This window comes from Flavobacterium sp. (assembly GCF_035456225.1).
Classification (GTDB): Bacteria; Bacteroidota; Bacteroidia; order Flavobacteriales; family Flavobacteriaceae; genus Flavobacterium.
The window spans coordinates 1-8,738 of record NZ_DATIDM010000053.1 but is presented as its reverse complement, the minus strand read 5'-3'; the positions used below and the strand labels follow the sequence as shown (position 1 = coordinate 8,738).

The window sequence follows — 8,738 nt, the reverse complement described above, 5'->3', positions numbered from 1 at the left end:
ATGGTGATGAAAAGGATTTCTTTGCACAATTTAATCAGATTTACTTTGAAAATGTAATTCTGTGTTATGAGAATGATATTCCTGTGGGCTGCGGGGCGCTCAAGCCATACGATGTTCAAACTGGTGAAATAAAGAGAATGTTTGTGCACCCGGACCATCGGAACAAAGGTATTGCGATGGCAGTTTTAGAGGAACTGGAAGTTTGGGCCAAAGAATTGCATTTTACTTCCTGTATACTGGAAACTTCTTTTAAGCTAGAAAACGCCATTGCTTTGTATAAAAAGGTCGGATATGTTCAAATACCCAGATATGGGCAATATGTTGGTGTTGAAAGCAGTGTTTGCATGCAAAAAAATATATAGTTGATTTCAATTTGCAATTTGTACATTCGTAACGCTAAATTTTCAAACTTTAGGTTATGATGCAATGGGAACAGCTATTGTCGTTAAGAAGGCAGGGCGATACAAGCAAACGATTACGAAAAGAACAGGATGATACCCGCTTGGGTTTCGAGGTTGATTACGACCGTATCATATTTTCTTCAGCTTTCCGAAGCCTGCAGGATAAAACACAGGTTATTCCCCTTTCCAAAACCGACTTCGTCCATACGCGGTTAACGCATAGTTTGGAAGTCTCTGTTGTCGGACGTTCTCTTGGGCGTTTGGTTGGGAAACAGCTCCTTGAAAAATATCCTCATTTGAGTGAAGTCCATGGTTATCATATGAATGATTTCGGTGCGATAGTTGCTGCGGCCGCTTTGGCACACGATATCGGAAATCCACCCTTTGGACATTCCGGTGAAAAAGCTATCGGGGAATATTTTAAAACGGGTGGCGGACTGCAGTACAAAGACCGACTGACACCTAAAGAATGGCAGGACCTGATTGATTTTGAAGGAAATGCCAATGGTTTTTCCGTGGTAACAGGTTCGCGTCCCGGTGTAGAAGGCGGTTTGCGTTTAACCTATGCGACGCTTGGCGCTTTCATGAAATACCCAAAGGAAAGTTTACCTAAAAAACCTACCCAGAATATAGCCGATAAAAAATACGGTTTCTTTCAGCAGGACAAGCCTTTTTTTAAAGAAGTGGCTTCTGAATTGGGGATGATTAACAATAAATCCGGGGATGATATTGGATTTGAAAGACATCCGCTGGCCTATTTGGTGGAAGCTGCCGATGATATCTGTTATACTATAATTGATTTTGAAGACGGAATCAATCTTGGTTTGATCCAGGAGGAATTTGCTTTGGAATATCTTATCAAGCTGGTTAAAAACAGTATTGATGCGGATAAGTACAAATCGCTTATTACCAAAGAAGACAGGATTAGTTACTTGAGGGCTTTGGCTATCGGAAGTCTGATAAATGATGCTGTAAAAGTTTTTATTGCAAACGAAAAACTGATCCTGGAAGGTAAATTTCCGTATGCTTTAACCGAAAAAAGTGAGTTTAATGCACAGATGAATGATATTATCAAAATCAGTGTGAAAAATATTTATCAAAGCAGGGAAGTAGTTGAAAAAGAAGTTGTTGGTTATCAGGTAATCAATACACTTTTGGATAAGTTTTCATCAGCCTATAACAACAAATTTGAAGGCAGGTCCAGTAATTACGACGAACTGATCCTGAAATTGCTTCCGGAAAAGTTCGTGACCGAAAAAATGAGTCTGTACGAACGGTTGATGCATATCTGTCATTTCGTTTCCATGCTGACTGACGGTAAAGCGCTGCAATTATTTAAAATTATTCAGGGAATTAGTTGAATTACTTTAAATTCTTCTAAAATATTTTAAAAACAGAATTAAATGATTAATTTTGTGGTACTTAACTAAAAGATAATAATAATAGCTATGAAAAAAATTACAATTGGTATGTTTTTTCTGGCGTCGTTTTTAGGTTTTTCTCAAAATCCAATAGAGAAAATAAAAGCGTATGCAAGTGAGAACCGCTCCAAGTTTTCATTGACGACAGAAGATGTTTCTGATTTGGTTATCGTGAATGATTTTAGTTCCGAATCTACGGGGATTAATAACTATCACGTTAAACAGCGTCACAACGGTATCGAGGTTTTTAATTCTGATTCTAATTTTTGGATTAAAAACGGTAAGGTTATCAATGGAGGTGAGGATTTTATTCCTAACATCAGTCAGAAAGTTAATGCGGTTGCCCCTTCATTCGATGTGACCAATGCATTGCTTCGAGTTTTGCCTCTGCTAAATGAGACTCCATTTACTGCTCAAATCATCGAAAAAACTGGAAATGAATACAAATTAAGCAATGGTGTTCAGTCTGAATTCCCAATCAGAGCGGAATTGGTTTATTTCAATACGGATGAAAATACCTTGAAGTTGGCTTGGGATTATGAGTTTTATTCTCAAGATCTTAACCATCTTTGGAACTTGAAAATTGATGCTTTAACGGGTGCACTTCTTGAGAAGAAAGATATGGTGTTGACCTGTAATTTTGGTGGTAACCACACGGAACACAGCCATTATGTTAATAAGTTTACAGAATCCTTTTTTGCAAACACTACTTCTGTTGTGATGAATCCGGGTACTACAAATTACCGAGTTATTCCTTGGAATTATGAAAGTCCAAATCACAGCCCCAGAGTACTTGTAACAAATCCAGAATTCACTTCTAATGCCTCACCTAATGGTTGGCATAATATTAATAGTACAATTGGGGGTGGATCGATTACTACGCAGTATGGTAATACACGAGGTAACAACGTAATGGCCAAGGACGATGTGGATGCTAATAATGCCGGTGGTACTTTTGTCAGTGGAGGAACTTATCCGAACCTGACATTTGATTTTCCTTATGGAGGCACAGGAGTCGCTGCAAGTACGTATTTGCCGGCCGCTACGACAAATTTATTCTACATGAATAATATCATGCACGATTTGTGGTATCAGTATGGATTTACAGAAGCAAACAAAAACTTCCAGACTACTAATTATAACCGTCCTGCTTTAGGGAACGATGCGGTTAATGCCGACGCACAAGATGGTTCTCAGGCATCGCCTCCAAACTTGAATAACGCTAACTTCTCTACTCCGTTGGACGGAACTGCGCCAAGAATGCAGATGTATTTATGGGATGCAGGACCGAAACCTACCATGACAATCAGTGCGCCTGCATCAGTAGCAGGAATCTATACAGTTACAGATAATAACTTTAACCCTGGACATGTGGCTTTGCCTGCCTCTCCGGGAGGTATAAGCGGTACATACGCTTTATTTGATGATGGGGCTCCGGATTCTTCGGATGCTTGTTCTGCCGCTATTAATGCAGCTGCCCTGAATGGTAAGATTGTTATCATCAGAAGAGGGGATTGTACGTTTGTCGAAAAAGTAAAATTTGCACAACAAGCGGGCGCGATAGCGGTGCTTATGGTTAACAATGTTGACGGAGGTATCATAATGGGTGGAGCCGACGCGACAATCACAATACCAGCAGTAAGTATTACGATGGCAGAAGGTGAAGCGTTAATTGCGGCTTTAAGCGCCGGAACAATGACGGGAATAATTTCCGGACCTGCTACTGCTTTCGTTAATTCTGACGGAGATTTTGATAATGGAATCATTGCTCACGAATATGGTCACGGTATTTCAACACGTTTATCAGGCAACTGCTTGTCAGGAAGTGCTGAACAACAAGGTGAAGGATGGTCCGATTGGTTCTGGTTAATGATGCAGATCAAACCTGGAGACACCAGAAATGATGCAAGAGGAATTGCAACTTTTGCCGCAAATCAACCACCAACAGGAAGCGGAATCAGAGAGTACAGATATTCTACAAATATGGCTGTTAATCCGCATACTTTTGGGGATACTAATGACATGTGGTATGTAGATTCAGGAGGAACAAGCAGAGTAGATGTTCACTCCGTGGGTTCTGTTTGGGCTGTAATGTTATGGGATTTGGCTTGGAATTATATTGACCGATACGGTTACGATCCTGATATCTACAGTGGAAACGGTGGAAACAATAAAGTAATGCGTTTAGTTTTGGATGCAATTAAATTAGACGGATGTAATCCTACATTTACATCGGCTCGTGATGCTATTATTGCCGCAGATCAGGCAACTACAGGAGGACAGAATTACTGTATGATTTGGCAGACTTTTGCAAGACGCGGACTAGGAGTTAATGCTGATTCACGTGGTTGGACTGGAGTTGCCGGTATTCAGGATCAATTAGAAGATTTCACTATTCCTGCATCATGTGTAGCAGGGGTATATGATTTGTTCAATGATAAAAGTATTCGCGTATATCCAAACCCTACAAAAGGACAGTTGAATATCGCTATCAGCAATTATTCCGGTAAATTGTCTATTCAGGTTTTTGACTTAAACGGAAGAAGCGTTTACAATCAGGATGTAAATGATTTCAATGCAGAAAGCGCTATCAATTTAAGTAATCTGCAATCAGGAATGTATCTGATTAAGGTTGACGGTGACAATGTTAGTCATACGCAAAAAATCATTCTTAACTAAGAATTGAGAAGTAAATAAAGAAAAAGGGAATCCAAACGGGTTCCCTTTTTTATTTTTAAATTAGAATGTTTTGTTGGAAATGGGTTTCCTCAACATCCGCTATAAGTCCATTGTAGTCCGGGTTATGATTGTCCCATATTTTCCATACACCGTCTCTTTTTTTAATGAAATAAGTCTGTCTGTTGATTTTATTGTATATCCTGACCGGGTTATTGCTTTCATCTGTCCATTGAATGTTCCAGAATTCCTTGGCGGATAGAACCACTAAATTTTCATCGGAACTGATCATTTTAAAATCGTAGACTTCAAAATTCGAGCGGTTGTCCGTGGTGTTGACCCTGAAGTTTAAGTCGGCATATTTGTGGAGCGCATCGGTAATTCTTTTTGTCAGGGGCGAATCTTCGAAAGTGTAGTTTGTTAATTCGGTTAAATTGATATTTGGAAGCATTTTAAGGCATTTAAATTCTTCGAAGCAATGATTCAGTATTAGTTTTTCAAAACCTTCAGGTAAAGGTTTGTTTTGGGCTTTATTCGATTCGGCTTCCTGTTGTTTTTGATGTGCCAGGAAGTCGTTCAGGGATGAATGTCCCAAAAAAATTGCCAATTTGTCCAATGTTTTCAAAAAACGCAAATCGGGGTTTTCTTTTTCGGTGTACCCGTCATTGAAGATTCTTTGTAAAGTCATTCCTGAAATGGTCAGGTTGGCTTTGTTTTTTTTAGATTCCTTGGGTGAAGTGGCTTTTAATAAGGCTTCGGAAATAATTTGGGAAAGGATAATGCATTGCGTCCTGTTCCAAGTGGCATTAACACCAATTGAGCCGTATACAACGGAAGGATGTAACCTGATGCACTCCTTGAGTTGGTCGATAATAGTTTTCATTTTTGGTTGTGTTGTTGTTGCTGTTTAGTTTGTTGTCCTTATTTCAATAGAATTCGATTTTAAATTAAAAATGTAAATGTAAGATTTTTTTTCTTTTAAAATTCATAGGTTAATCCTATGCCTAATATTTGCTTTAACTGGACTTTCGGACCACGAGTCACCTGCACACCATCAACATCCTCTTTAGATTTGATGTCATCATCGTAGATTACATTAGTGGAAACATTGGCGCGAACATGCGCGTTGACGATCATGTCCAATTGCAATTGCCAGTCAACATCAATGTTTCCGAAATTATTTATGTAATCGCTGTACAATACCAATCGATGGTCTAGCATTATGTTTTTGACGATTTCTTTCTTATATCGGTTGGTAACCAAAATACCCATTTCGGTTCTGGTTTTTTTACCGTGACTGATAAGGTTTCCGGCTTCATCGTAGACCGCTTTATCAACTCCAAAAGCTCCCTGATCCGCCAAGCGTTCGTCTAAAACAAGCGTGGTCTTAAAGGTTAAAGGCGAGAAATAAGCTGTGAATCCACCTTCTCCTTCTTTTTTCACGTATTCGGTACCAACCCCTAAAAATATATAGGCAGGAGCAAAAGGTTTTGAAATGGCCAAATCGGTATTCGGATAGGCGTAACCGTTTGTGAATTGCGTATTGAAGCTGAATTTGGCTGAATAATACCAATTCGATATCGTGTCTGTCTTAAAACCGGCTGTCGAATTGAGCTGAACGGCGTCATCTGTTTTTCTCGCTTCTTGGCCGTCCTGCTTATTCAGTCCGTAGCGTGCAATAAGTTCGTTATGCCAGACGAAACGTCCTTTGGTGTACTTTCGTATGAAAGATCCTTTTAAGATCCCTGAAAGGGCGTTTTCTCCACCGGCACTCCAGTTGACAAACGCTACCTGGGTAAGATCAAGTCCCAAATTGTTTTTTTTCTCCCATCGTTTTATGGTGTCCGGCACAGAGGTACGGATCACATCTTGGGCAATAGTTTTCTGAAATGTTACAATACAGATTAATCCTAATAAATAGGTTTTCAAGGAATTCATGGCAATAGGTTAGGTTAAATTTGGTGCAAAAATGAACATTTTCAACGACTTGAGAAAATCGTTTTCAAACTATTAACGTCGATGCCGCAAATTTGTTGTTGCTCCAAAACGGTGCCCTGTTCGATAAAAATATCCGGAATTCCGATTTTTTTTACAGAAATTAAATAGTTGTTTTCCGTACAGAATGAGGAAATCAGACTCCCGAAACCGCCAATGATTGTGCCTTCCTCAATGGTGATGATTTGCTCGTGATTTTCGCAGATGGTTTTTAATGTTTCCGTATCCAAGGGTTTTACAAATAGGAAGTGGTAATGCGAGTACAGCTCTTGATTTTCGATTTCATCCAATGCCTGTATAGCATTATTGCCGATAAAACCGGTGGTTAAAACAGCGGTCTTTGAACCTTTCCGAAGTAATTTGGCCTTTCCGATTTCTAACTTTTCAAAAGGTTGTTTCCAGTCTATCACATTGCCTCTCCCGCGCGGATAACGTATGGCAATCGGATGCTCTAATCCCAATTGGGCTGTGTACATGATGTTCCGTAATTCCAATTCATCCATCGGGACACAAAGTATCATATTTGGGATGCAGTTCAAATAAGCCAAATCATAAGCGCCGTGGTGTGTCGCGCCGTCTTCTCCAACCAATCCGGCTCTGTCCAAACAAAAAATCACCGGTAAATTTTGTAGGGCAACATCGTGAATTAACTGGTCGTATGCGCGTTGCATGAAAGTGGAGTAAATATTGCAAAACACTATCATTCCTTCCGTAGCCATTCCTGCTGCTAAAGTAACGGCGTGTTGTTCGGCGATACCTACATCAATGGCCCTTTTCGGGAAAGCATCCATCATGAATTTCATTGAGGAGCCTGTTGGCATGGCGGGTGTGATTCCGATGATTTTTTCGTTTTGTTCTGCCAATTCCACTAGTGTATGTCCGAAGACATCCTGAAATTTAGGAGGAAGGTTTTCTTCGGATTTGGGAAGGATTTCCCCGGTTTCCTTGTTGAATTTTCCCGGAGCATGGTATTTTACCTGATCCTCTTCAGCCAATTGCATTCCTTTTCCCTTGGTGGTTATGATGTGCAGGAATTTTGGTCCTTTTTTATGTTTTAACCGGTTTAGTTCTTTCAGAAGTGCATCGAAATCATGTCCGTCTATCGGACCGGAATAATCAAAATTCAATGATTTGATGATGTTGTTTTCTTTTGGGTTTTTCCCTTCTTTAACCGAAGTCAGGTAATCTTTCAAGGCACCGACACTCGGGTCAATGCCGATAGCGTTGTCATTCAGGATGACCAACAGATTCGCGTCGGTAACACCAGCATGGTTCAGGCCTTCAAAAGCCATTCCGGATGCGATCGAAGCATCTCCGATCACCGCAATATGGTGTTTGTCTATTTCTCCTTTCAGGTTTGACGCCAGTGCCATTCCTAAAGCTGCTGAAATGGAAGTGGAGGAATGTCCGACACCAAACGTGTCATAAATGCTCTCGCTTCTTTTCGGGAAACCGGAAATGCCATGAAGCTGGCGGTTGGTATGGAAAACGTCTTTTCGTTCGGTTAGTATTTTATGTCCGTATGCCTGATGGCCCACATCCCAAACCAATAAATCTTCAGGAGTATTGAAAACGTAATGCAATGCAATGGTTAATTCAATGACGCCCAGACTTGCTCCCAAATGCCCTTCTTTTCTGGAAACTATGTCGATGATGAATTCCCGCAGCTCTTTTGCCAAAGCCGGTAATTGCTCCGGTGAAAGTTTCCTTAAATCGGTTGGGTTATGGATATTTTGTAAGAGATTATCAGACATTAGACAAATGTACGATTTGAAATTGTAATTTTGTTTCCATGGAAAATATTTTCACCGACGAATATTTTATGAAGAAAGCCTTTCAGGAAGCCGAAGTTGCTTTTGAGAAAGGTGAAATACCCGTGGGCGCCATTGTGGTGGTCGACAATCGCGTGATTGCCCGCACGCATAATCTGACCGAATTGCTTAATGATGTCACAGCCCATGCCGAGATGCAGGCCATAACGGCTTCCGCTAATTTTTTGGGGGGTAAATATTTGAAAGACTGTACGCTCTATGTGACTTTGGAGCCTTGCCAGATGTGCGCCGGAGCTTTATATTGGGCGCAGATTACCAAAATAGTGTACGGTGCACGTGATGAACACCGCGGCTTTATGACCATGGGTGGGAAACTGCATCCGAAAACCGCTGTCATGGGTGGCGTTATGGAAAATGAATGTGCAGATTTAATGAAGCGTTTTTTTGCATCAAGAAGAAAATAAAAAACAGCT

7 protein-coding genes are annotated in these 8,738 nt (G+C 40.4%); 4 read left to right on the top strand and 3 right to left on the bottom strand.

Annotated features, from left to right (window positions below; all coding sequences use genetic code 11):
* From VLB74_RS03055 to VLB74_RS03045, 3 genes are all read left to right on the top strand, one after another.
* The coding region (locus tag VLB74_RS03055; protein ID WP_325201994.1) for a GNAT family N-acetyltransferase at nt 1-362 on the top strand (362 nt) is incomplete at its 5' end.
* 59 nt (nt 363-421) lie between these two features.
* Nucleotides 422-1,762 carry a deoxyguanosinetriphosphate triphosphohydrolase gene (locus VLB74_RS03050; RefSeq protein ID WP_325201995.1) on the top strand — a complete coding sequence of 447 codons (1,341 nt, stop codon included), beginning with the start codon at nt 422-424 and terminating at the stop codon, nt 1,760-1,762.
* A gap of 87 nt (nt 1,763-1,849) precedes the next feature.
* Entirely contained in the window at nt 1,850-4,501 is a 2,652-nt protein-coding gene (locus tag VLB74_RS03045) for a T9SS-dependent M36 family metallopeptidase (RefSeq protein ID WP_325201993.1), read from the top strand.
* A gap of 55 nt (nt 4,502-4,556) precedes the next feature.
* On the opposite strand, the gene VLB74_RS03040 is transcribed toward VLB74_RS03045, so the two are convergent.
* The 3 genes from VLB74_RS03040 to VLB74_RS03030 all read right to left on the bottom strand — a co-directional run bounded on the left by VLB74_RS03040 (nt 4,557) and on the right by VLB74_RS03030 (nt 8,247).
* Nucleotides 4,557-5,381: a hypothetical protein gene (locus VLB74_RS03040; protein ID WP_325201992.1), complete on the bottom strand. Its 825-nt coding sequence runs from the start codon at nt 5,379-5,381 to the stop codon at nt 4,557-4,559.
* 95 nt (nt 5,382-5,476) lie between these two features.
* Nucleotides 5,477-6,436, bottom strand: coding sequence for a DUF3078 domain-containing protein (locus VLB74_RS03035; RefSeq protein WP_325201991.1), 960 nt, complete (start codon nt 6,434-6,436; stop codon nt 5,477-5,479).
* A 41-nt stretch (nt 6,437-6,477) separates the two neighbouring features.
* Complete coding sequence (locus VLB74_RS03030; protein WP_325201990.1) at nt 6,478-8,247, bottom strand: 1-deoxy-D-xylulose-5-phosphate synthase; 1,770 nt, start codon at nt 8,245-8,247, stop codon at nt 6,478-6,480.
* A gap of 38 nt (nt 8,248-8,285) precedes the next feature.
* Between VLB74_RS03030 and VLB74_RS03025 the strand changes: the two genes are divergently transcribed.
* On the top strand, nt 8,286-8,729 hold the full coding sequence (locus VLB74_RS03025) for a nucleoside deaminase (protein ID WP_325201989.1): 444 nt from the start codon (nt 8,286-8,288) through the stop codon (nt 8,727-8,729).
* Nucleotides 8,730-8,738 lie beyond the last annotated feature (9 nt).